Here is a 22,605-nt window from a genome sequence, read left to right as displayed (position 1 = left end):
ACCCCAAAACAGTAGTAATATTAAAACATAATATATAATAAATAATAAAATATGACTAAGGCAGATATTATTTCAGAAATATCAACAAAAACCGGAATTGAGAAGGTTGATGTACAGGAAACAGTTGAGGCATTTTTCAAGGTTATCAAAACCAGCATGATTGGCGGTGAAAATGTATACGTTAGAGGCTTCGGGAGCTTTGTTGTTAAAAAGAGAGCGCAAAAAACTGCGAGAAATATCTCAAAAAACACTGCAATAATTATCCCTGAACACTTCGTTCCTAGCTTTAAACCAGCAAAAGTATTTGTTGATAAAGTTAAAAGTAATTCAAAAAAAATTAACGTAGAAGCCTAAGTCTTATATATATGAATAGCAACATCAGATCAAAACAAACCATTGTTATTGGAGCGATTGTATTGCTTGTTGCATTCTTATTTACAAGAGACATTAAGGGTTTAGTTAAACCAACTGAAGAAAATGGAAAAATGCCTTCAAGTGGCCCAATGGCCGGAGCAGCTTCTCCATCGTCAGCATCGGTACTAAACCTCGAAACTTCGTCTACTGCTGCAAAAAATGTGATCAATAAAAATTTGGCCACAGATATTACAGCTTTAGAAAACAGCTACAAAGGCGCAAATGGCGCAGAAAAGATCGAACTTGCCAAACAACTGGCTCAGAAATGGGACGATGTTGAACAAATTACTCCATCTGCTTTATATTTAGAAGTTGTTGCCGAAGGCGAACCATCAACAAAATCGTGGTTAGCGGCCGGCAATCAATTTATAAAAGCTTTTGAAAGCACACAAGATAGCATCGCGCAGCCTGCTTTATTGCAGAAAGCCAATGCATCTTATAAAAATGCATTAGAGAAAGACTCTACAAACATTGAAGCTAAAACAGGCTTAGGTGTAACGATAGTAAATGGCTTAGGCGCACCAATGCAAGGTATTGCAATGTTGCTGGAGGTTGTGGCTAAAGAACCTAAAAATGTAAAAGCGAATATGAATTTAGGATTGTTCTCTATAAAATCAGGTCAGTTTGATAAAGCAATTCCTCGTTTTAACACCGTAATTGCTATAGCTCCAACCCCTGAAGCCTATTTTTATTTAGGAACAGCTTTAGAAAATTTAGGCAGAAATAAAGAAGCAGTAAATGCTTACCTATCAAGCAAAAAATTAGCGGCTAACCCAACCTTAGCATCATTCATTGATAAGAAGGTGGCTGAACTAAAGAATAAAAATTAATTAACAGATTAATAAAAACATTTAAAACTTAAAACTATGCCAAGCGGTAAAAAAAGAAAGAGACATAAAATGGCTACCCACAAACGTAAAAAACGTTTAAGAAAAAACAGACATAAGAAAAAATAGTTTCTTATTTTGATTAAGCCAATTAAACCTCATAGTAAACACTATGAGGTTTAAACCATTTATATGATTTTTTTATTGTATATGTTTCTGGCTACATCACTGTTTTATTTACTATCCATTTGTTAATAGGCGAAAGCCTTAAATCTGTAGCTGTTGGTAAAAGAATTAATTATCAATTCGACTCCTGCCGGAGTTACCATAGCATTGATTGAAGACAAACAACTTGTTGAGCTTCACAAAGAACAAATCAATATTAACTACGCTGTAGGCGATATTTATTTAGGCCGCATTAAAAAAATTATGCCTGGCCTGAATGCTGCTTTCGTGGATGTTGGTTATGAAAAAGATGCCTTTTTGCATTACTTTGATTTGGGCCCACAGGTGCAATCTTTAATTAAGCTAACGAAGATCAAGCGTAATGGCTCGGTTACAGGCACATTATTAGATAATTTAAAGCTGGAAGCCGATATTAATAAGGCAGGCAAAATTTCTGATGTGCTCAGTAAAAACATGCTCCTACCTGTACAAATTGCCAAAGAGCCAATTTCTACAAAAGGACCTCGTTTAAGTTCCGACATTTCGATTGCCGGCAGGTATGTGGTACTGGTGCCATTCTCCAATACCATATCTGTATCAAAAAAAATTAAAAGTAATACCGAGCGTAATCGTTTAAAAAAGATTATCGAAAGTATTAAACCTCAAAATTTTGGGGTCATTATCAGAACCGTTTCTGAAGGCAGAGGGGTTGCCGAAATGCAAAAAGATCTTTTAGATTTAATTGCTAAATGGGAAAACTTCATTAAAAAAATGCCCTCTACCGAACCTTCAAAAAGGGTTTGGGGAGAAATGGACAGATCATCAACGTTAATTCGTGATATTCTGAACCCTGATTTTACAAACGTTTACGTAAGTACACCAGAGCTGTATGATGATATCCGTTCTTATGTTCACGATATTTCTCCTGAAATGGAAAAGATCGTTAAACTATACAAACAGAAAGAGCCTATCTTCGACCATTTTGGTATAGAAAAGCAGATTAAAAATGCTTTCGGAAAAACAGTAAACTTACCAGGTGGTGCTTACCTTGTTGTAGAGCACACTGAAGCACTCCACGTGATAGACGTGAACAGTGGAAACCGTACTGCCAGTAAAGAAAATCAAGAAGAGAATGCTTTACAGGTAAACAAAGAGGCGGCTAAAGAAATTGCCCGTCAATTGCGCTTGCGCGATATGGGTGGTATTGTGGTAATCGATTTTATCGATATGCACAAACCAACAAACCGTAAAATGCTATTCGACTATTTGCGTGAGCTGATGTTATTGGATAGGGCCAAACACACTATTTTGCCTCCAAGCAAATTTGGTTTGGTACAAATTACCAGACAACGTGTTCGTCCGGAAATGAATATTGTTACGGTAGAAAAATGTCCGGCCTGCGATGGGACCGGAGAAATTAAAGCGAGTATCGTTTTAATGGATGATATTGAAAACAACCTTAATTATATTTTAAGAGAGCAAAATGAAAAAGGTGTTACACTTTGCGTACACCCATACATTGAAGCTTATATTACAAAAGGCATTTTCAACCTTCAACGCCGCTGGTTCTTTAAATATGGCCAGTGGATTAAAGTTAAAGAGCAGTCATCTTATCATTTAACTGAGTTTCACTTTATCTCTGCTAAAGACGAAGAGATTAAATTATAACTTAAAAAAACATTTAACTGAAAGCCCGGATTTTAAAATCCGGGCTTTTTGTTTAAGTAAATTTTAAACCTAAAATATAAATTAAGCACTTCACTATGCTGCGCTCAGATGACTTAAGTTAGGTGGTTTTTTTTTTGGAAAACGACTGTCCAGAGCGTTTTGGGTCACTTAGTCCTGCTATCCCTCCAAGTCCTCACTCACTTCGCTCCGGGCTTTCCGTTCTATCAGGTTTATCAACAATGATTCGGCATTTCATAGGGATGTTTCAAACCTCGCAGGTTTTGAAAACCTGTGAGGTTTAACATAAAATGCGATTCGGGCAAAGGATTAATTGTTCAAAAAAATAAAACCACTTTCAATCCTGAAAGGTTAAATTCGTAATCTAAAATTTTAATCAATTGGCAAAATCAAAAAGTGCATTTTTCTGTCAGAGTTGTGGCTACGAATCGGCAAAATGGCTGGGTAAATGTCCGTCATGTAACCAATGGAATACCTTCGTAGAAGAAATTGTAGAAAAAAGCTCAGCATCTGTTCCAACCTGGAAAAGCGATACCGCAAGCCGTAAGCTAAGCAAGCCAAGCAAGGTTGATGAAATACAATCGTCAACCGAGCGGAGAATATTAACGGGCGACAAAGAACTCGACCGTGTTTTAGGTGGTGGGTTGGTAGAAGGATCGCTGGTATTGATCGGTGGTGAACCGGGTATCGGAAAATCGACCTTAATGCTACAGTTGGCCTTAAATATAAAAGGGAAAAAGTTATTATATATTTCGGGAGAAGAAAGCGAGCAGCAGATTAAAATGCGGGCCGAAAGGATCCAGGAAAGCCCATCGTCTAACTGTTACATCCTGACAGAAACTTCAACGCAGAATATATTTAAACAGATCGAAATTCTGGAACCTGAAATTTTGGTTGTAGATTCTATCCAGACTTTGCACTCCGCTCATATCGATTCGACTCCAGGCAGCGTATCGCAGGTAAGAGAATGTACAGCCGAATTATTGCGTTTTGCAAAAGAAACTGGTGTACCAGTTTTCCTTATTGGCCATATTACTAAAGATGGTGCCATTGCAGGACCTAAAATACTCGAACATATGGTTGACACTGTTTTGCAGTTTGAAGGTGACAGACATCATGTTTACCGCATTTTACGTTCAATTAAGAATCGCTTTGGAGCTGCCGCAGAATTGGGCATCTACGAGATGCAGGGAAGCGGTTTAAGAGAAGTCTCCAATCCTTCTGAGATTTTGTTGTCGCAGCGTGACGAGGAACTGAGCGGAATAGCTATAGCTGCAACCCTGGAAGGCGCCAGGCCGATGTTAATTGAAACACAGGCCCTGGTAAGCTCGGCAGCCTACGGAACCCCTCAACGCTCTGCAACAGGTTTTGACACCAAAAGAATGAATATGCTCCTGGCTGTTTTGGAAAAACGCTGTGGCTTTAGGTTAAGTACACAGGATGTTTTCTTAAATATTGCTGGGGGGATTAGAGTAGAAGACCCTGCAATTGATCTGGCTGTATTAATTGCCATCATATCATCGCATCAGGACATTGCCGTATCTTCCAAAAATTGTTTCGCTGCAGAAGTAGGTTTATCAGGAGAAATAAGAGCGGTAAACAGAATCGAACAACGCATTGCTGAAGCAGATAAATTGGGTTTCGAAACCATTTATATCTCTAAATACAATTTAAAAGGTATTGCCATAGAAAAATACAACCTTGAGATTAAAGCTGTAAGTAAAATAGAAGAAGTATTCAGTCTTGTTTTTGGCTAAATAAGAAGTGGGGAAATAACTCAACAACATTCCTCATAAAGAAGATAATATTCTACATTTCTACAATTTTATCTGCTATCAATAAAACTATTACACAAAATATAAGATACTGAATATAAGATAATTATATACAACTAAAAGGAATATTTTCTTTTTGGTTGCTGGTTTGCCATAAAGTTAGATGTATATCATAGCATTTGATCTACACAATTATAGGGATGATTTTCCTCGTTAACGGATGTTAACGAGGTTTTTTGTTTTCAGTATTTAGAAAAATTTTAAATAACTTTGATTAGATCATAACCGGATAATTATAAATTCATGAAAAAAATCATTCTAAGCTTGAGTTTTTGTCTTTTGACGGCACTTTCATTTGCTCAAACCGCATACACAGGTAAAAAATTTGGAGAAGAAGTTAAACCAGGTGATGTAAAACCAGCTGCCAGGATGGAAGCTGCAATGGGCGACAAAAAAACTGTCGATATGAAAATTGAAGGCAGAGTAGTAGATGTATGTAAGAAAAAAGGCTGTTGGATGACATTAGAAATGCCTAACGGTGATCCAATGCGGGTAACTTTTAAAGATTATGCTTTCTTTATGCCTATGGATATTGTTGGCAAAAAAGTAGTTTTGGATGGCTTAGCAAAAAAACAAACCATCTCTGTAGAAACTTTACGCCATTATGCTGAAGACGCTAAAAAAACTCCTGAAGAAGTAGCTAAAATTACCGATCCTAAAAAGGAACTGGCTTTTGAAGCTAAAGGTGTAGTGATTTTAGATAAATAATTCTCAGAATTAAACATGTTAGTATTCGTCACCCTGAACCGAGCCTTAGCGAGCCACCCAAGGTAATTTATTTCAGGGTCTTAAAGATGCTGAAATAAATCCGATAGCTATCGTATCAGCATGACGAAACTAGAAAATGAAACAAAAAATAACCCCGATACAGATTATGCATCGGGGTTTATCTTTTATGTTTTTTCGGGTTATAAAACCCAGTTCCAACCAAATTCATCCGGTGCTAAACCGTAACGAATATCGTTCAGTTTTTTTGCAATGCCATTAGAAATATGTCTGGTTGATGGATCGGTCAATTTATAGATCTGACCATTATAGCCCATTTCGCCTACATGCGTTACTGTAGCTGCAGTTCCTGCGGCAAAAGCTTCGGTTAAGCTTCCGTTTTCAACTCCTTCAATTATTTCTTTAACAGAAACCCTACGTTCTTCAACTTCTACTCCTGCATCTTTAGCCAGTTTAATAATGGTATCACGCGTTACACCATCTAATACAGTACTGCGTACTGATGGTGTTACCAGTTTACCATTAATTACAAAAAGTAAGTTCGCTGTTCCGGCTTCTTCGATAAATTCATGGGTTACTGAATCTGTCCAGATCAATTGATCGTAGCCTTCTTTTTTAGCTTGCTCAAAAGGATATAACGAACGGGCGTAATTTCCAGCAGTTTTGGCAAAGCCCACACCACCTTCGTCTGCACGTGTAAATTCAGTTTCAATTTTAACCTTTAATGCACTGCTATAATATGGGCCGGTTGGTGTGGTTAGTAAAGCAAATTTATAGGTATCAGATGCCTTAACACCCAAATAAGGATCCATGGCGAACATTACCGGACGGATATACAAAGCGTAATCTTCCTGATCAGGCACCCACTTCTCATCAACATTGATTAATGTAGACAAACCTTGCATAAAAATTTCTTCAGGAATACCTGGCATAGACATTCTTGCAGCTGATTTGTTAAAACGCTCGAAGTTTTTATCAGCACGGAACACACTAATTTTTCCGTCTGGCTGGCGATAGGCTTTTAATCCTTCGAAAATCGCCTGTCCATAATGAAGCGCGGAAATTGCCGGACTCATTGGAATCGGGCCATAAGGAAGAATCTGTAAATTTTTCCATTCGCCATCTTCGTAGTCGGCAGTAAACATGTGATCGGTAAAAACCTTACCGAACGGTAATTGTGAAAAATCAGTAACAGTCAAACGTGTTTGATCTGTCTTTGTGATTTTTATATCTAATGTCTCGGTCATTGTATTTGAATTTTGAATGGGTGAACGATCGAATGATTGAGTGTTTACACTCTCATCTCTAATTCAATAATTCCCTCGTTCTGTCATTAACTATTTTGCGCAAATTAAGAAAAAACAGGCTTTTTTAATAGCTTTTTGCAATATTAATCTTTGTTTTTGAGTGTTTTAAGTACACTAAGCACCCATCCTTTACCCCACTCTTCCATTTGCTCATCTGTCCATAGAAATGGATAAAAGATTCTTTTCTGAAAACGCGGAGGCAGGTACTTTTGCCAGTTGGTTCCACCTGTTGCCGCAATATCAACCGGATCTTTCTCCAGATAACGTACAGCCGATTTGTAATGCGATAATGGCCATTCTACATTAACATACAAGTCCAGCTTACGTAGTTCTTCGGCAAGAGCAGAAACATCGGCTCCATTAGCTTGTAATTGGTGGTATAAAGCTGAGAAATTGGTTAAAGTACGGTCTTTTGCCAGTTGTAGAAACTGAGCTGCATACTTTTTAATAAATTGCTTTAAGGTTAACGTTTGCTTACCCGAAGCCAGTTCGGTTGCACCGAATTTCCAATAAATATTTTCGAATTGTTCTTCTATTGTTGCAGTGCTTAGTTCTTCACGTCTGGATTTGTCCACCAATCGGATAAAATCCGTAGCACAGATCTCAATCATCCGGTACTGGCCTGACTGGAATCCACTGGCAGGCAATAACGACATGCGGAATTTCAAAAACTGTTCTTTTTCCATACCATCAACCATCACTTCAAAAGAAGTGGTTAAGGCATTGAAATAAGCATTGATCCGTTTAACACGTGCAGTAAAAAAATCGACAGTTAAATTTTCATGCTCCGCAATCTGTCTGCATTCGTGCAGTGTAAGCTTAAAATAAAGTTCGGTAATCTGGTGGTACATGATGAAAATTTCTTCATCAGGTATTGGTGTTTTAGGGCTCTGCAAGCTCAGCAAAGTATCCAAATGGATGTAATCCCAATAGGTTAAGAAATCGGCATATAATAGTCCATCGAGGTATGATTCCATATCTTGCCCCATTGCCGTATATTTTTCCTGTAGTTGGTGTAGTTTGTCTTTTATTTCGGGTGTAAAGTCCATGGTTTAAAGTTAGCTGCACAAAGGTGATAAAGATTTTGCAACAAATAACTAAATTTTATACATTTGGGCCAATGGCGATGGGGTACCGCCAAAACCGCCAAAACAGGCTGATGACTCCTACGATTTTATTTAAAATTGAATACAAATGCCTGTTAAAAAACTAACAGAAGGATTTCTTCTGTCTATCAAACACTTTATTAAACTCGATTTTGGATTAATCTTAATGAGCACTTTAAAGTGGCTATTGATTTCTGCAATATTGGGTGGAATTATCGGCTCTGCCTCCGCCCTGTTTTTAGAAACTTTAAATTGGGCAACCGATTATCGCGTGCAACACCTCTGGATTATTGCTTTTTTACCAATCGCTGGTATAATCATTGGTTTGGCTTACCATTATTGGGGGGCAAAGGTTGTTAAAGGAAACAATCTATTGATAGAGGAATTACAATCTCCTAAGAATGTGATTCCTTTGATTATGGCACCGCTCATTTTCGCGGGTACAATTATAACCCATTTATTTGGCGGATCGGCTGGAAGAGAGGGAACAGCTGTGCAAATTGGAGGAGCCTTTGCCGATCAGTTTACGAAACTATTTAAACTTAAAGCCAGAGATCGAAAAGTGATCCTCATTTGCGGAATCAGTGCTGGTTTTGCTTCTGTTTTTGGAACACCATTGGCAGGCGCCGTATTCGGATTGGAGGTTTTTGTGATTGGAAGTTTAACTTACAGTGCAATTCTTCCTTCCTTTATAACGGCAATCATTGCCGATTACGCCTGTAAAGCCTGGGGCGTTGGCCATACCCATTATTCTATAACTGCTGTACCAGAAGTAGATTCAATAAACCTGTTGTTATCTTTAGGCGCAGGAATTTTGTTTGGTCTTACGGCGAGAAGTTTCTCTGCGTTAAACCATGCACTATCAAGCCTTTTTGCCAAAATTAAATATCCACCATTACGCCCATTTATTGGCGGAATCATTTTAGTTGCCATTATTTATCTGATTGGAAATACACGATACATAGGACTTGGCATTCCGGTTATTTCAGAATCATTTATGCAGCGAGAAGCATATTATACCTTTGCAATTAAATTATTTTTGACTGCATTTACCTTGAGTGCCGGATTTAAGGGAGGTGAAGTTACGCCACTCTTCTTCATTGGCGCGACACTAGGCAGCTTTTTGAGTTTCTTTATCCCTTTACCGCTTAGCCTAATGGCAGGCATGGGTTTTGTAGCTGTTTTTGCAGGGGCTGCGAACACCCCATTGGCTTGTATTTTTATGGGTATAGAATTATTTGGTGCCTCATCAGGAATTTATATTGCCCTAGCCTGTGTTACTGCCTATTTATTTTCTGGCCATACGGGGATTTATCGTTCGCAAACGATAGGCGCACCTAAACATTTGTTGTTGAAGAGGCATCAGTTTTTAAGGTAGGCAGCTATGCTAAGCGGTTGGCGTTTAGCGCACAGGGCTCAAAACGCAGAGAAAATCAGTATTCTTTTTGTCATTCTGAACGCAGTGAAGAATCTTTTAACACAAAAACTAAAAGCAGCACTTTATGTGAGCAAGTTAAAAACAGAGATTCTTCGTTGCACTCAGAATGACAATGATTATTAGATGCTGAAATAAATTCAGCATGACGATACTATTAATACAGCACCCTAAATTTTATTGTTTGCTCAATCTTTTTAAGGGATTTAAACAATTGTTTATCATACTGTGCATTGATATCGGTAATGGCATAGCCAATCTCCGGATTGGTCATCAAAAACTGGCTCACAATATTGATGTCGTGTTTGGCAAAAACAGTATTTATTTTCGCCATAATACCCGGAACGTTTTTGTGAATATGGATTAAACGGTGTGATTTCTCAATTTTCGGTAATTGTAAGTTAGGGAAATTGCTACTCAGATATGTTGCTCCGGTATTCATAAAATCGGCTACCCGTTTCGGGATAAAATCGATGTTGCGCGGATTGTTTTTCGGGTCATCAAAAACAACAATACCTTGTGTTGTACACAAACCCAGGTCTATTTTATTTTTTGCATTACCTAAATATCCAATAGTTTTCAGCTTAGCAGCATTTTTTAACTGTTCTTCATCTATTTTCTCGCCATCGGCTAACAAGATAATCCCCACATCTTTTACATATTTGTCTTCGAATGAGGTTTTATGACGAATAGATAAACCGTCATTTTTAAGAATGGATATGGTTAAAGGATCAACATCTCCAATTACCAAACAAAGAATTCTGTTTTTTGGATAAGAAATTGCACGCGGCAGATCGTTTACGTACAAAAACTCGTCGAAACTTGGTGTTACATGGTCTGCTTTGGAAACAATGCTTTCACGGGCAATATTCTCTGTAAATGCAAAAAACTTATTGATGATACCGCTTTCGCGCAACTGGAAATCAGAATAACCATCACCTATACCAAATAACTCTCCTTCGAGTTTTAAATGCTGAAGTAATTTTACTTTACCACCTTCTTCACTTAAAGGATTGGCATGATCGTAATCTATAATTTTGCCATCTCCGGTGGTTACAAAGGTATTGGCATAAATATTTTCCTTTTTGATGTGATATTGGCTTACTACAGGTGTAATAAATTCCTTAAACCCGCCGGATACAATCAGTACCTCATCGGCATGTTTCTTAAAAAACTCGGCATTACGCGAAAAGGAAGTAGATACTTTCTTTTTTAAATGTTTAATGAGTTGTTTTAAATGATCTTCATTGGCTTCAAGCAGCTTAACACGTTGTGCTAAACTTTCGGAGAAGGAAAGTTTTCCTTCCATGGCAAAATTGGTATAGTCTTCAATCTTTTGGAAAATCGCCTCTTTATCCGGGTGGTTCTTTAGCGAAATTCGGGCAAGTTCATCAAGGGCTTCTACCTGTGTAAAGGTACTATCAAAATCGATGATGTAATAGGCTTTTTCTTTGGGCATTATCTTAAATGTTGGGTAATTTCTTTTATGCTTTCAGCAACTGGCTTAAAAGTAATACCTGTTGCCGTTTTTACTTTATGGTTATTGTAATAACTTAGGGTTAAACTGCTCTTTGCAGCATCTTTGGTGATAGAAGGCTGTTTACCAGTAAATATAGACACAAATTTTAGTGCCCTCCAGGCTATTCCGAGCATCCATGGTTTTGCTTCTTTTGTTGGCGCTTTAACACCAAAACCCTCAGCAATTTCGCTAAACAGTTCTTTATAATGATAATCATCGGCAGAAACGATGTACCGCTCTCCCGAGACTTCGGCGTCCATTAGCAGAATCATCGCTTTAACTGCATCTTCAACATCAACAAAACCCGAAGCTCCATCAGTATAAAATGGAAAACCATCTTTTACTAATTTAAAAATTGCTCCACTCCCTTCAAAACCCGCATTTTTACCAATAATGACTGATGGGTTGACAATAATAGCATCTAATCCTTCGGTGATGCCACGCCAAACCTCCATTTCTCCTTCATATTTGGACAAACCGTAAGCATGTGCTTTTGCGTCATACTCCCAAAAGTCTTTTTCAGTAATTTTATGTCCTTTTTTTGCATTGCCCAGGGCAGCAACCGAACTTACATGCAATAGTCTGCAATTATTTTCGGCAGAAAGGTTTACAATATTCGATGTACCTTCTATGTTGATATGAAAAAGCTGCTTTTTATGTTTCGGGTTAAACGATACGAATGCGGCGCAATGGTAAACTTTAGTAATCCCCGTAAAAGCATCTTCTAAAGTAGCAAGTTCATTAATATCGGCTTCAAACCATTCAATCAAAGGATTATTTTCAATCAACGCAGGGATTTTAGATTTCTCCCGCTTCAGTGCCCGAACCGTTAAACCATTGTTGGTTAACTGCTTAATTAATTCAGATCCTAAAAATCCAGTTCCTCCGGTTACCAGTATCATTTTATTTTTTTCGAGCTATATGTGGAAATACGCATTCAAAAATAGATATTTGAGCCGAGAGTTTTAAATATATGTCATTAACGGATTTCTTTTCCCCAATAAACCCCGATAGTTTTACGCCAAAACAAGGATTTTTTACAAGCCAGTTGGGTTTAAGAGTACAGATTTACACCGAATCGTTTCCCGATTTTGAAGATCATACTTACGATTTGGCCATTTTTGGCGTACTGGATGGAAGAGGTGCCGTTAACAACGAAGGTTGTGCCCTTGCACCCGATTATTTTAGAGAGAAATTTTACAAACTTAATGAAGGCGCTTTTAATAGCAGAATTGTCGATTTAGGTAATATTAAACATGGTGCAACCATTGCAGATACTTACATCGCCATCAAAATGGTGGTTTCAGAACTGATCAAAAAAGACATTATTCCAATCATTATTGGTGGCGGACAAGACTTAACCTATGGCCAATACCTTGGTTATGAAGATTTAGAGCAAAAAGTAGATCTGGTCATTATAGATAATCAATTTGATATTGGTGATGACGACAATGAGGGAATTGCTACCCGATCGGATTGTTACCTGAATAAGATTTTCTTACATCAGCCCAATTACCTTTTCAATTTTAGCAATTTGGGTTATCAAACTTATTTTGTAAACCAAGAGAGTTTGAGCGTAATGGATAAATTATATTTTGATGTACATCGTTTGGGTGAGTTTGCTCAGGATATTACGTTAACGGAGCCCATTATCCGCAATGCAAACATGATAAGCTTTGATATGAGTGCCATCCGCTCTGCCGATGCTGCAGCAAATGCGAACACCACGCCAAATGGTTTTGATGGCGAAGAAGCCTGCCGCATTGCCCGCTACGCAGGCATGAATGATAAATTGACCTCAATTGGTTTTTACGAGTTTAATCCGGCTTACGACAATAATGGACAAACTGCTTTCTTACTTGCCCAAATGGTATGGTATTTTGTGGATGGATATTATGCGCGCAAAAAGGATTTTCCACTTACACCTAAATCGCAGTTTATAATTTATCGAACCAGTTTAAAGGATGGTTCGGGAGAAATGATGTTTGTAAAAAGCAAAAAATCAGACCGCTGGTGGATGCAGGTACCTTATCCGTCTGGCCAGACTAAAAATGAACGTTACCACCTTGTACCTTGCAGGTACGATGATTATCAGACTGCCGTTAATGGTGAAATGCCAGATTTATGGTGGAGAACCTATCAAAAACTGAATTAAATTCTATGTAATTTCAAAGTTAGTGTTGAATTTTTCATTTTTCACCGAAAACCAGCACAAAGGATTACACGCTTATGAGCAGTCTATCATAATTTTACACAGCTATTTACGTTTTAGCGATACAGAATTCTATATTTGGACAGGATTTAACCAACCTCATAAAAACATCATGATTTTCAAAATCAAAAAGTAAAATCAACAAATCATGATAACTAATGAAAACAATTTTATACAGATGAAAAAATTATTATTATCAGCAATGGCTTTATTGCCCCTTGCAGCATTGGCACAGAAGCCATTTACAGTTAATGGTGACATAAAGGGCCTAAAAACCGGAGATAAGGTTTACCTTATATATCAAACTGAAGGTAAAAGCATTACCGACTCAGCAATTGTAGCAAATGGTGTTTTTGCTTTTAAAGGAACATTAGCAAGCCCTGCTCAGGGAAGTCTTTTCTTAAACAAAAACCCTTATGTTAATCGTCCGGCACAGGGTGAGAGATTAGATGCATTATCGCTATACGTAGAGCCAGGAAATATAAAGCTATCTGCAGCAGATTCATTAAAAAAAGCTACAATTACCGGCTCTCCTGTTAATGCTGATGCAATGAAGCTAAAAGCATTAACAAAACCAGTAGCAGATAAACTTGCTGCAATTAATGCAGAATATGCGGCTTATACACCAGAGCAAAAACAAGATAAGGCCCTTATGGAGGCTTTAGGCGCTCGTTATGAAAAAGAAGCTGCAGGACTGACTCCATTGTTATTGCAGTTTGCTAACAGCAACCCAAAATCATTTATTAGCCTAAATTCAATTAATGAGCTGGCCTCAGATCCAGATCAGGCGGCTGCAGCAGAGAAGACTTTTAACACACTGTCACCTGAGCTTAAGGCAACTTACACGGGCAAAAAAATTGCTCAAATATTCGAAGCAGGAAGAAAAACAGCTGTAGGTGTGATGGCTATGGATTTTACCCAGAATGACCCTGATGGTAAACCCGTTAAATTATCTGATTTTAAAGGAAAATATGTACTGGTAGATTTCTGGGCTTCATGGTGTGGTCCATGCCGTCAGGAAAATCCAAATGTGGTAATAGCTTACAACAAATTTAAAGATAAAGGCTTTACTGTTTTAGGCGTTTCTTTAGACCGTCCGGGCAAAAAAGATGCCTGGTTAAAAGCAATTGCTGACGACAAATTAACATGGACACATGTTTCTGATTTAAAATTTTGGGATAACGAGGTAGCTCAAATGTATGGCATCCGCTCAATTCCAGCCAATTTCTTAATTGATCCAACAGGTAAAATTATTGCTAAAGGCTTAAGAGAACAAGCTTTACAAGATAAACTTCAAGAATTATTAGGAAGTAAATCAAAATAAAAAAGCATTCAAAACAAAGAAAGTCCCAACTAAAAATTGGGACTTTCTTTGTTTTATAGAAAAACGTATTATGCAGATTTTAAAAAATCCAATACATTAATGAAATAATTTTCAAGTCCTTGGTAAGGATCCTCTCCAGGAATCCACGATGCGAATTTCCCGTATTCCCAATCGGCATTTTCGATTACCGGTGGGATTAAAAGGAAATATTGTTCTTCATCTAATCCACCAACAATAATGCTTCTGGCCAGTTTAATGGCAACCTCTAACAACTCATCATTTTCTGTCCAGATTTCGATTAACTGTGGATCAACATCTTTTAGAAATGCTACGTCACTTATTTTGAAAAACGATGGATCAACATTTTCATTTGGCGTAGTAAATCCATTGGTAATTAACAGAAATTCTTTATAATCCGCTGGAAGCGTTACTCCCAGCCTTATTTCAGCTTCTTGTATTTCGGCTGAGGTGGCAGGTTGACTGCCCAGCCACTTTGTTTCGATTTGCTCAGTGGTAAAACTAAATTCTCCTTGTTTAATCGCCGTTTCGGAAATTTTCCTGAGTATTTTTTCAACTTATAATCTTTTAAATCAAGTCAAACCCGATATCTTCCCTGAAGTATTTCCCGTCGAAATAAATTCTGCCAGCATCAGCGGTTGCCGATTGTAAAGCAGTAAACAAATCTTTTTGCAGACTGGTAATCGCAATTACCCTTCCTCCATTTGTTTTCACCACATCATTTTCTAATAACGTACCAGCATGAAATGCATTAGAATGACGTAAGTTCTCGATTCCTGATATGGCTTTACCTTTCAGGTAATCGCCTGGGTAACCACCTGCCACAATCATTACAGTAGCGGCCGTTTGCTCAGAAATAACCAGATTAACCTGGTTTAGTTGTTTGTTGGCTGTAGCTAAAAATAGCTCTACCAAGTCGTTTTCAACTCTGGGGATCACGCTCTCTGTTTCTGGATCGCCCATACGTGCATTGTATTCGATTACAAATGGCTCCTCTCCTACTTTAATCAGTCCGAAAAAGATAAAACCTGTATAATCGATATTATCTTTCTTTAACCCATCAACTGTTGGTTTAATAATGCGTTCTTCCACTTTAGCCAAAAATTCTGGTGTGGCAAAAGGAACCGGCGAAACCGAGCCCATACCACCAGTATTTAGGCCGGTATCGCCCTGGCCAATTCTCTTATAATCTTTAGCAGAAGGCAGTGTAATATAATTTTCACCATCAGTTAAAATAAATACCGAAAGTTCTATCCCGCTTAAAAATTCTTCAATCACTACCGTTGCCCCAGCTGAACCAAATTTACCGCCAAGCATCAGTTTTAATTCTTCCTGGGCTTCGATGGTCTCGGTACAGATTAACACCCCTTTACCTGCTGCTAAACCATCTGCCTTTAAAACTACCGGTAAAGCATGGTTTTGCAGATAAGCCAACCCATCTTCCAAAGTTTCTGGAGTAAAAGATTTTGAAGCCGCAGTAGGAATACCATGGCGCTCCATAAACTGTTTAGAGAAATCTTTGCTTCCTTCCAGAATGGCGCCTTCTTTTTTAGGTCCGATAACAGGAATGTGCGCAATGGCTTTGTCGGCAAGGAAAAAATCATGAATACCATTTACCAGCGGTTCTTCAGGACCTACTACAACAAGTCCGATGTTTTCGGTAAGCACTACTTTTTTAATGGCATCAAAATCGTTTACATTGATGTTGATGTTTGTACCATAAACTCCTGTACCACCGTTACCTGGAGCAATAATTAGTTTATCGCAGTGCGAAGACTGGCTCATTTTCCAAGCGAATGCGCTTTCTCTGCCGCCTGAACCTAAAAGTAAGATATTCATATCGGCAAAGATAATATTTTAGTAACAAGTAGCGAGTATCAAGTAATAAGACTTGTCATCAAATACTAGCTTCCTTTCGCGCTCCGCGTCATTTGCTCAAGCATATCCCACATTTCGTTCGGGATGGCTTCCAAACCATTCATCTGGCCTGCCCCCTGCAACCATTCACCACCATCAATGGTAATTACTTCGCCATTAATATAGCCTGAAAAATCGCTTACCAGAAACGCCGCTAAATTGGCGAGTTCCTGATGATCGCCAACTCTTTTTAAAGGCACGCGGTTTTTAAAGTCGAATTTTTTGGCTAAATCGCCAGGCAATAAACGCTCCCATGCACCTTTAGTTGGAAACGGACCTGGAGCAATAGCATTGGTACGAATACCATATTTACCCCACTCTACGGCCAAAGACCTTGTTAGTGCTAAAACACCACCTTTTGCACAAGCCGATGGTACTACATAGGCTGAACCTGTAAATGCGTAAGTGGTAATAATATTTAAAACCGTTGCCGCTTGTTTTTCCTTAATCCAGTGTTTACCAAAGGTAAGTGTACAGTTAACCGTTCCTTTTAAAACGATATCGATAATGGATGAAAAGGCATTTGCGGATAACCGTTCGGTTGGTGAGATAAAATTACCCGCAGCATTGTTCAATAATACATCTACCGAGCCAAATCTTTCTAAAGTTTTGGCCAATACATTTTCTACCTGTTCAATCTCCCGCACATCGCAGGCTACAGCCAATACTTTGCCACCGGTTTTTTCTTCCATTTCGTCGGCAGTCTTTTGTAATACATCCTGCTTACGGCTGGTGATCACTAAATTAGCGCCTAACTTCAGAAAATAAACGCCCATCGCTTTCCCAAGTCCCGTTCCTCCACCTGTAATTACGATAGTTTTTCCTTTTAAAGCATCTTCTCTGAGCATGGGTGAATTATAATTGAACATAATATTTGGTTAAACTGGTTAATTGTTTAGACTGTTTTTATTGCTAAATTGCTGGGAATGGTTAATCGGTTAATTGTTGTGATTGGTTAACTGTAGAGGTTCGTAAATTGCTAACTGGAAACCTACAACTGCAAACTGATCACTTTCTCTGCAGGTTAGCTAAAATTGTTTTTAATATATGGCGCGTTGCAGGTGACCACCACTGTGCCAACATTTTCTCCAGAGTAGCAGATTGATCAGCAGATACGGCAGCAATGAGTTCTTCGCGAATATTCACTTTACTCTGCGACCAGGTATTGCTTTCGAGCTCCATGTATTTTTTAATCTTGCGCTCGGCAGCCGTTAACAAACTCTCGTTTTTTACCAATTCATCAACCAAACCGACTTTTAAAGCTTCTTCGGGACTGTAAAGTTTACCCGAAAGCAAACTACGGCTTGCTTCAGCTTTACCTAACCAAAACGCATACAACTGAAAAATACTATTGGGTACGATAATGCCTACCGGAACTTCGTTTAAGCCAATAATGTATTGTCCTTCTGCCATTACCCGGTAATCGCAGGCTAATGCCATTACACATCCGCCAGCCGGGCTATGGCCACTAATTGCCGCCACCATAGGTTTTTTAAATGAAACCATATTGGCAGTAAAGCCCAGAAACAACTGCCAGAAAGATTTAACCTCCTCTTCGTTATAGTTATAAAGTTCTACCAAATCCAATCCAGCGGAAAAGAAAGGTGCTGTACCAGTTAAAATTACACCGTCAATGTTATCATCAGCAGTAATATTTTTAAGCATATCATCAAGTTCGGTAATCAGCTCGCGGTTTAAGGCGTTTGATTTACCTCTATCTAATGTGATGGTTGCCAGGCGATCTTTAACACTTACTTTTATTGTATTCATATTTAAATAGTATCAAGATTTGAATATTCAGTATCAAGGTTTAAGTATCGGGTATCAAGATAAATATACCGCAGCATAAGCTATGCATGCATACTAATTCAAATTTATCTATTTTTATCTATTTAACATCATAAGTGTAAACTTTTCTTGCCAAATGCCCTACAGCGTCCATTCCTTCTATTACTACTCGGTAGGTTCCGGGCTCATCTGCATTATAAAATTCGAATTGTGCTTTTCCATCCTTATCGGTAACAACCTGTGGATTCCAATAAATAGTAGTTCTCAAATCAGACCTGCTGCCTGAGCTAGTTGCATCATATTTTGGCGAATAAAATTCTCTTGAGATTGTAAATCCTTTAGGGTTAAATGTTACAATTCCTGGCGCATATCTATCGGTACTTCTACCACCGTCACCACGTTTGGTGGTAATAATAATTATACCTCCACCACCTTGCGAACCATAAATAGCGGTATTACCGATACTTTTCAGTAACTCGATAGATTCTACATCATTAGGTGTAACATTATCCAGAAAATCAGCCTCCATTTGCATCCCATCAACAATAATACGAATTGGTGTGTCTTGACTACGCATTAAATACGGTACATTGCCTCTGAATATTACCCCAGGTAAACGGCCTTGCAAACATTGAGATAAGGTAACACAGGTAGATAACTGATCGGCAGTCATAATAAAATCGGCCCTACCGGCACCATTTAAATTGGATGAATTTTTCGCCGGATTTTTCTTTTCAGTAATCGTTACCTCTTCGAGTTTAATGGTCCGCTCCAGCAAACCTAAACGGGTCATTTCATTAAAATAGTTATCACTTTCTTTAATATACTTCATCAAAGTATTGTTCACATTGATATCGATATCGGCTCCATTTTTATTCTTGGTTACAATCTGCCCGGGAATAATATCAAGATTAATATCTACAAATTTGCGTTCTGTTTTTGTTCTTGCCTGAACCACGAATTTCGTGCTGTCGCCAAAACTTAAATTATCGAAAACAAATTTTCCTTCGGCATTTGTTACCGTATCCAAAATGTACATGGTTCCTTTTGTGGCCATTAGCATTACTTTACCACCAGGTACAGGTTTATTGCCTTTCATCACCGTTCCGCTAATGCTAATAGATTGTTCTGGCTTATAGGTAATATTCGGACCAGCATTATTGATGATATTTTTCCAAAGAAATCTTCTCCAGCCCTGGGTAAGCATGAGGTTGTCGAGTTCTTTTTGTGTTTGAAGATCGTCTTTTAAAAAATAATGGTTGGGATTCTCTACGTATCCGGTCAGATCAGAGGTAAGCAACAACGAGGTGAGTATATTCGATTCATTGTTTTCATCAGGGCTAACTTTTGTTGCATTGGTAACCGCAACTGAAAAACTACCTAAAACAGGCTTATTCTCATTATTTGCATTGAAAGTAAAAGCTGCTTTTCCTCTTTTTGAGGCAGATACTGCGGATGCATTAAGCGATACATCAATTAGTTCAGCCTTATTGTTTATAAAAACCAGACGTTCTGCTAAAGGTTGATTCGTGCCCGAAAACAATGTAAACTGAACAATACCGGCTGGAAGGTTCTTTTTTGAAATATTGGCTACCAGTACCTGTTTATCCATTTTAGCTTTAGAGCCATAATATACATTGCCTCCATTCTGGGCCACAACTTTTAGTTCAGCTCCGTTTACAAGATCGGCACTTGCCATAATTTTAACTACCACTTTACCAGTATCTAAAGCATTTACAGAAAGTGCATATCCGCTTTTAGCGGCTACCGGAAGTTTAATTATCTTTTCAGATCCATCTTTAAACTTAACTTTTGCTGCGTAAGATCGACCTGCCTGACTATTAAACACGAAATTTCCCATACCCAGGTAATTGGTAGAAAAAGAAGTAACTTCATTTCCCGTTTCATCTACAATGCTGCCTTGAACATCCTCGCCACGGCCATTAGTACCAACGGCTTTGATAGCCACTTTTTGTGGCAGCTCTTCAACAAGGCTACCTCCTTCTGGCATAAACTGTACATCTACATCATTAGAAGTTGAAGTAATCGGGATAGATTTGATCACTTTTTGTTTATTATCAAGCGTTATGGTTGCAATAATTTTCCCAGATTTATTTTGAAAAGGCTGATTATTTGTAAAATTAATCACCGCATCGCCTGTTAAACTGGTTTTAACTTTTCCTTTGCTAACCGAGTGGTAATCCAACTGTACATCATAACTCACTTCGTTTTCGCTATAAGCCACACCATTTTTATCTTCGAAATGAACTGTGGCCGTAACCTTATCGGTGTTGTTCTCTTTTGTAAAGTTATAGGTGGTTTTTGTAAAAACTTTGTTAGCCCAGCTATTTCCGATCTTAATCGTCTTATCGTAAAAGAATTCAGCGCCAAAATTCCGCATATAATTGGTATAGGCCCTAATTCTATAATTGCCCTCGGCCAGTGAATCTGTGAGCTTAAAATCGCCCCAGGTAATTCCACCCATAATGGGTAATTTAACCATTTTTTTTAATGAATCTTTTTCATTAATCAGCTCTACATAAAGGATTTTACTGATGCCAGAAGGAGCTGAAGTCTTGGTATTTACAACATAGGCTTTGAACCAAATATCATCTCCAATAGCATAATAAGGCTTATCTAAATGAAGATGAACTTTTTCTTGAGGATATTTACTGGTATAATCTTCGAGTTTTTGCAAAAGCTGACTAAATGGATCATCATCCATTTTAAATGCGCCAAAAACAACAAGCAGAGATAGAAAACTGATTGCGAGAGTAATTTTGAGTTTCATGTGGTTATTAACAAATAAATACGTGTCAAGGTACAAAACCTAAGGCATACTTTTATGAAGTTAGCATGAAATTTAGCCTGACTTCTAAGCTTTTAGTTAACCGCTATAAAAACGCTTAATTATAAATGTACAGGATTAGAATCAATGTCATAAGTTAAGAATTTTTAACCACAGATGGGCACAGATAAACATGGATTTTCATTGTTTTGTGCATCCTTTCTATCTGTGGTTAAATTATTTTTTGCTTGTGCCGAATGGCTTAACTCGATGAAGAATCGGTGTGTTCGCTTTAATCGGTTTTAGGAACGATGTTTAGCGCCATGAGAACAGACTGCGAATCATAAACCCGACAGCAGCGGCGGCTCCCGATCCTTCTATCGGGACCACAGCGAATGGCGGGGCCACAGACCGCCACAGCGCACTAGCTTTCATTTCCAAAAAACATTTCTATAGTTAGGTGATTTGGAAATGAAAGGTTCCGAGCGTTCGGCAGCATCAGCCCCGCTTTACGCTTTACTCCGGCTGCGCTTCGTGTTCGCTTTAATCGGGTTTAGGAACGATGTTTAGTGCCTTGAGAACAGACTGCGAATCATAAACCCGACAGCAGCGGCGGCTCCCGATCCTTCTATCGGAACCACAGCGAATGGCGGGGCTACAGATCGCCACAGCACACCAACTTTCATTTCCAAAAAAAAACAATTCTTTAGTTAGGTGATTTGAAAATGAGGGGTTCCAAGCGTTTGGAAGCATCAGCCCCGCTTTATGCTTTACTCCGCTGCGCTTCCTGTTCGCTTTAATCGGGTTTAGGAACGATGTTTAGTGCCTTGAGAACAGACCATAGTTAATAAACCCGACAGCAGCGGCGGCTCCCGATCCTTCTATCGGGACCACAGCGAATGGCGGGGCCACAGACCGCCACAGCACAACGGCTTTCATTTCCAAAAAAAAAAGATGTAAGCTCAATTGACTTTCGGCTACCAACAGATTAAACAAATTGTTAAAACTTATTCTTCCACATCATGCTTTCTACCGGCCTGGTGGTTTTATTGTTGTACTTAGCGTTACCTTTTGAATTATACATTGTTTCAATTTTACCTTCGACAACAAAATAAATCAATTGGCCAATAGGCATTCCGGCATAAATTTTTACAGGTTGTGCTACCGATATTTCTAATGTCCAGGTATTACAAAAACCAACATCACCTTTACCTGCTGTTGCATGAATATCGATACCTAAACGGCCGGTGCTGCTTTTGCCTTCTAAAAAGGGTACATGCCCGTGTGTTTCGGTGTATTCTACGGTAACACCAAGATACAAAGTACCCGGGTGAAGAACATAGCCATCTTTAGGAATTTCGAAATGTTCGATTTCGTTGTGCACCTTCGCATCAAGCACACGGCTTTTATATGTAGCCAGATATTTCCCTAAATGGACATCATACGAGTTGGTTCCTAAACATTCGCGTTTAAAAGGCTCAATGATGATTGTTCCCTTCTCAATTTCCTCTAATATCCTGCTATCAGATAATATCATT

General features: G+C 38.4%; 18 protein-coding genes, 1 pseudogene and 1 riboswitch. Of the genes and pseudogenes, 8 read left to right on the top strand and 11 right to left on the bottom strand.

Going from position 1 to position 22,605, the window contains the following annotated elements; translation table 11 throughout:
- Window positions 1-51: 51 nt before the first annotated feature.
- From IM793_RS15585 to IM793_RS15565, 5 genes are all read left to right on the top strand, one after another.
- Window positions 52-354, top strand: a complete 303-nt coding sequence (locus IM793_RS15585) for an HU family DNA-binding protein (RefSeq protein WP_025143406.1) — start codon at window positions 52-54, stop codon at window positions 352-354.
- Between the two features lie 11 nt (window positions 355-365).
- A complete protein-coding gene (locus tag IM793_RS15580) occupies window positions 366-1,244 on the top strand; it encodes a M48 family metallopeptidase (RefSeq protein WP_193422880.1) in 879 nt (292 codons plus the stop codon).
- A 279-nt stretch (window positions 1,245-1,523) separates the two neighbouring features.
- Entirely contained in the window at window positions 1,524-3,074 is a 1,551-nt protein-coding gene (locus IM793_RS15575) for an Rne/Rng family ribonuclease (RefSeq protein ID WP_193422878.1), read from the top strand.
- Window positions 3,075-3,472: 398 nt separating this feature from the next.
- A complete protein-coding gene (gene radA / locus IM793_RS15570) occupies window positions 3,473-4,849 on the top strand; it encodes a DNA repair protein RadA (RefSeq protein ID WP_193422876.1) in 1,377 nt (458 codons plus the stop codon).
- Window positions 4,850-5,170: 321 nt separating this feature from the next.
- Window positions 5,171-5,635 carry a DUF4920 domain-containing protein gene (locus IM793_RS15565; protein ID WP_193422874.1) on the top strand — a complete coding sequence of 155 codons (465 nt, stop codon included), beginning with the start codon at window positions 5,171-5,173 and terminating at the stop codon, window positions 5,633-5,635.
- A 200-nt stretch (window positions 5,636-5,835) separates the two neighbouring features.
- Here IM793_RS15565 and IM793_RS15560 read toward each other — a convergent pair whose 3' ends face one another.
- Both IM793_RS15560 and IM793_RS15555 read right to left on the bottom strand, forming a co-directional pair.
- Window positions 5,836-6,900, bottom strand: coding sequence for a branched-chain amino acid aminotransferase (locus IM793_RS15560; RefSeq protein ID WP_193422872.1), 1,065 nt, complete (start codon window positions 6,898-6,900; stop codon window positions 5,836-5,838).
- A gap of 143 nt (window positions 6,901-7,043) precedes the next feature.
- Entirely contained in the window at window positions 7,044-8,009 is a 966-nt protein-coding gene (locus IM793_RS15555; protein WP_193422870.1) for a tryptophan 2,3-dioxygenase family protein, read from the bottom strand.
- Window positions 8,010-8,073: 64 nt separating this feature from the next.
- Window positions 8,074-8,136, top strand: a riboswitch (Fluoride riboswitch).
- Between the two features lie 18 nt (window positions 8,137-8,154).
- Here IM793_RS15555 and IM793_RS15550 point away from each other — a divergent pair.
- Window positions 8,155-9,444 (top strand): voltage-gated chloride channel family protein, encoded by a 1,290-nt coding sequence (locus tag IM793_RS15550; RefSeq protein WP_193422868.1) that lies wholly within the window; start codon window positions 8,155-8,157, stop codon window positions 9,442-9,444.
- Between the two features lie 214 nt (window positions 9,445-9,658).
- On the opposite strand, the gene IM793_RS15545 is transcribed toward IM793_RS15550, so the two are convergent.
- Entirely contained in the window at window positions 9,659-10,960 is a 1,302-nt protein-coding gene (locus IM793_RS15545; RefSeq protein ID WP_193422866.1) for an HAD-IB family phosphatase, read from the bottom strand.
- On the bottom strand, window positions 10,960-11,922 hold the full coding sequence (locus IM793_RS15540) for an NAD-dependent epimerase/dehydratase family protein (protein WP_193422864.1): 963 nt from the start codon (window positions 11,920-11,922) through the stop codon (window positions 10,960-10,962). The genes IM793_RS15545 and IM793_RS15540 overlap by 1 nt, the downstream gene beginning before the upstream one ends.
- Before the next feature lie 71 nt (window positions 11,923-11,993).
- Between IM793_RS15540 and IM793_RS15535 the strand changes: the two genes are divergently transcribed.
- On the top strand, window positions 11,994-13,175 hold the full coding sequence (locus IM793_RS15535) for a formimidoylglutamase (RefSeq protein WP_193422861.1): 1,182 nt from the start codon (window positions 11,994-11,996) through the stop codon (window positions 13,173-13,175).
- 235 nt (window positions 13,176-13,410) lie between these two features.
- Entirely contained in the window at window positions 13,411-14,556 is a 1,146-nt protein-coding gene (locus IM793_RS15530) for a TlpA disulfide reductase family protein (protein ID WP_193422860.1), read from the top strand.
- Between the two features lie 68 nt (window positions 14,557-14,624).
- Here IM793_RS15530 and IM793_RS24820 read toward each other — a convergent pair whose 3' ends face one another.
- The 7 genes and pseudogenes from IM793_RS24820 to dcd all read right to left on the bottom strand — a co-directional run bounded on the left by IM793_RS24820 (window position 14,625) and on the right by dcd (window position 22,604).
- A complete protein-coding gene (locus IM793_RS24820; RefSeq protein WP_227256270.1) occupies window positions 14,625-14,828 on the bottom strand; it encodes a hypothetical protein in 204 nt (67 codons plus the stop codon).
- A 24-nt stretch (window positions 14,829-14,852) separates the two neighbouring features.
- Window positions 14,853-15,044: pseudogene (locus tag IM793_RS24815) on the bottom strand (SMI1/KNR4 family protein); the annotation flags it as partial.
- A 97-nt stretch (window positions 15,045-15,141) separates the two neighbouring features.
- A complete protein-coding gene (purD, locus tag IM793_RS15520; protein WP_193422858.1) occupies window positions 15,142-16,413 on the bottom strand; it encodes a phosphoribosylamine--glycine ligase in 1,272 nt (423 codons plus the stop codon).
- 65 nt (window positions 16,414-16,478) lie between these two features.
- Window positions 16,479-17,360, bottom strand: coding sequence for an SDR family oxidoreductase (locus tag IM793_RS15515; protein ID WP_193422856.1), 882 nt, complete (start codon window positions 17,358-17,360; stop codon window positions 16,479-16,481).
- Between the two features lie 139 nt (window positions 17,361-17,499).
- A complete protein-coding gene (locus IM793_RS15510; RefSeq protein ID WP_193422854.1) occupies window positions 17,500-18,261 on the bottom strand; it encodes an enoyl-CoA hydratase/isomerase family protein in 762 nt (253 codons plus the stop codon).
- Between the two features lie 118 nt (window positions 18,262-18,379).
- Window positions 18,380-21,070, bottom strand: a complete 2,691-nt coding sequence (locus tag IM793_RS15505) for a carboxypeptidase-like regulatory domain-containing protein (RefSeq protein ID WP_193422852.1) — start codon at window positions 21,068-21,070, stop codon at window positions 18,380-18,382.
- Between the two features lie 997 nt (window positions 21,071-22,067).
- On the bottom strand, window positions 22,068-22,604 hold the full coding sequence (dcd, locus tag IM793_RS15500) for a dCTP deaminase (protein WP_132399469.1): 537 nt from the start codon (window positions 22,602-22,604) through the stop codon (window positions 22,068-22,070).
- Between the last annotated feature and the right edge of the window lies 1 nt (window position 22,605).

Source organism: Pedobacter sp. MR2016-19 (assembly GCF_014947265.1).
Classification (GTDB): Bacteria; Bacteroidota; Bacteroidia; order Sphingobacteriales; family Sphingobacteriaceae; genus Pedobacter.
This window is presented reverse-complemented; position numbering and strand designations above follow the sequence as displayed.

What these genes read in the sequence shown, in the direction of transcription:
- IM793_RS15550 (WP_193422868.1), top strand. Translation starts at nt 8,155, where the DNA reads ATGCCTGTTAAAAAACTAACAGAAGGATTTCTTCTGTCTATCAAACAC.
- IM793_RS15540 (WP_193422864.1), bottom strand. Translation starts at nt 11,922, where the DNA reads ATGATACTGGTAACCGGAGGAACTGGATTTTTAGGATCTGAATTAATT.
- IM793_RS15510 (WP_193422854.1), bottom strand. Translation starts at nt 18,261, where the DNA reads ATGAATACAATAAAAGTAAGTGTTAAAGATCGCCTGGCAACCATCACA.
- IM793_RS15555 (WP_193422870.1), bottom strand. Translation starts at nt 8,009, where the DNA reads ATGGACTTTACACCCGAAATAAAAGACAAACTACACCAACTACAGGAA.
- IM793_RS15560 (WP_193422872.1), bottom strand. Translation starts at nt 6,900, where the DNA reads ATGACCGAGACATTAGATATAAAAATCACAAAGACAGATCAAACACGT.
- IM793_RS15565 (WP_193422874.1), top strand. Translation starts at nt 5,171, where the DNA reads ATGAAAAAAATCATTCTAAGCTTGAGTTTTTGTCTTTTGACGGCACTT.
- dcd (WP_132399469.1), bottom strand. Translation starts at nt 22,604, where the DNA reads ATGATATTATCTGATAGCAGGATATTAGAGGAAATTGAGAAGGGAACA.
- IM793_RS15530 (WP_193422860.1), top strand. Translation starts at nt 13,411, where the DNA reads ATGAAAAAATTATTATTATCAGCAATGGCTTTATTGCCCCTTGCAGCA.
- IM793_RS15505 (WP_193422852.1), bottom strand. Translation starts at nt 21,070, where the DNA reads ATGAAACTCAAAATTACTCTCGCAATCAGTTTTCTATCTCTGCTTGTT.
- IM793_RS15535 (WP_193422861.1), top strand. Translation starts at nt 11,994, where the DNA reads ATGTCATTAACGGATTTCTTTTCCCCAATAAACCCCGATAGTTTTACG.
- IM793_RS15585 (WP_025143406.1), top strand. Translation starts at nt 52, where the DNA reads ATGACTAAGGCAGATATTATTTCAGAAATATCAACAAAAACCGGAATT.
- IM793_RS15515 (WP_193422856.1), bottom strand. Translation starts at nt 17,360, where the DNA reads ATGTTCAATTATAATTCACCCATGCTCAGAGAAGATGCTTTAAAAGGA.
- purD (WP_193422858.1), bottom strand. Translation starts at nt 16,413, where the DNA reads ATGAATATCTTACTTTTAGGTTCAGGCGGCAGAGAAAGCGCATTCGCT.
- IM793_RS15545 (WP_193422866.1), bottom strand. Translation starts at nt 10,960, where the DNA reads ATGCCCAAAGAAAAAGCCTATTACATCATCGATTTTGATAGTACCTTT.
- IM793_RS15580 (WP_193422880.1), top strand. Translation starts at nt 366, where the DNA reads ATGAATAGCAACATCAGATCAAAACAAACCATTGTTATTGGAGCGATT.